The organism is Paracoccus sp. M683, assembly GCF_007096355.1.
In the GTDB taxonomy this organism is placed as follows: domain Bacteria; phylum Pseudomonadota; class Alphaproteobacteria; order Rhodobacterales; family Rhodobacteraceae; genus Paracoccus.
Window position 1 is genome coordinate 1 of record NZ_VKDF01000059.1, and the last position, 1,325, is coordinate 1,325.

At 64.4% G+C, this 1,325-nt stretch carries 2 protein-coding genes; both read left to right on the top strand.

Annotated elements, in window-relative coordinates; translation table 11 throughout:
• Positions 1 to 837: 3-keto-5-aminohexanoate cleavage protein (locus FNJ84_RS21765; protein WP_143795278.1), on the top strand; the 837-nt coding region annotated here is incomplete at its 5' end.
• 102 nt (positions 838 to 939) lie between these two features.
• On the top strand, positions 940 to 1,179 hold the full coding sequence (locus tag FNJ84_RS22620; protein WP_370454616.1) for a 3-keto-5-aminohexanoate cleavage protein: 240 nt from the start codon (positions 940 to 942) through the stop codon (positions 1,177 to 1,179).
• Positions 1,180 to 1,325: the final 146 nt, after the last annotated feature.

Here is a 1,325-nt window from a genome sequence, read left to right on the forward strand (position 1 = left end):
ATGACCACGCCCTGCATTATCTGTGTTGCCATCACGGGCAGCCTTCCGACCAAGTCGAACAACCCAGCGGTCCCGATCACCGTTGCGGAACAGATCGAATCGACCCATGCCGCCTTCGAGGCCGGCGCCTCCATCGCCCATTGCCATGTCCGCGACGATCAGGGCCAGCCGACCAGCGACCCTGACCGTTTCGCCGCGCTGAAGGCGGGCATCGAAAGCCATTGCCCCGGCATGATCGTGCAGCTGTCGACCGGCGGGCGGTCCGGGGCGGGCAATGCGCGGGGCGGCATGCTGCCCTTGTCGCCGGATATGGCCAGCCTCTCGGTCGGGTCGAACAACTTTCCGACGCGGGTTTACGAGAACCCGCCCGATCTGGTCGACTGGCTGGCCGGCGAGATGATCGCCCATGAGGTAAAGCCGGAAATCGAGGCCTTTGACCTGTCCCATATCTTCCAGGCGGCGAAGATGCATGCCGATGGGCGGATCAAGGACCGGCCCTATGTGCAATTCGTCATGGGGGTGAAAAACGCCATGCCGGTCGATCGCGAGGTGTTCGATTTCTATATCCACACCGTCAAGCGGCTGTTCGGCGCGGATGCGCCCTGGTGCGCGGCGGGGATTGGATCGCACCAGCTGACGATCAATGACTGGGCGATTTCCTCGGGCGGCCATGCGCGCACGGGGCTTGAGGATAACGTGCGGCTGGATCGCGACCGGCTGGCGCCCTCGAACGCGGCGCTGGTCGAACGCGCGGTCGAGCTTTGCGCGAAATACGACCGGCCCGTCGCCACCTGGCAGCAGGCGCGACAGATCCTGGGGCTGCGTGACGCCGCCTGAAAGCGGGGCACTGAAGATGAAGAAAGGCGCGTCAGCATCTGCTGGCGCGCCTTTGTTTTGTGGTTCAGTTGTCCGTCAGGATCAGCTGTCGTCGCGACCGCGATGCTCGGCACCGGTATAGTCGCTGGCAACCGCCGACGAGATCACGTCACGGCCGTTCTCGCTGGCGATGAAGGCCGCGCGATTGGCTTTGCTGCCTTGGGTTTTCTCGCCCGCGATCTGGCNGCGCCCTCGAACGCGGCGCTGGTCGAACGCGCGGTCGAGCTTTGCGCGAAATACGACCGGCCCGTCGCCACCTGGCAGCAGGCGCGACAGATCCTGGGGCTGCGTGACGCCGCCTGAAAGCGGGGCATTGAACATGAAGAAAGGCGCGTCAGCATCTGCTGGCGCGCCTTTGTTTTGTGGTTCAGTTGTCCGTCAGGATCAGCTGTCGTCGCGACCGCGATGCTCGGCACCGGTATAGTCGCTGGCAACCGCCGACGAGATCA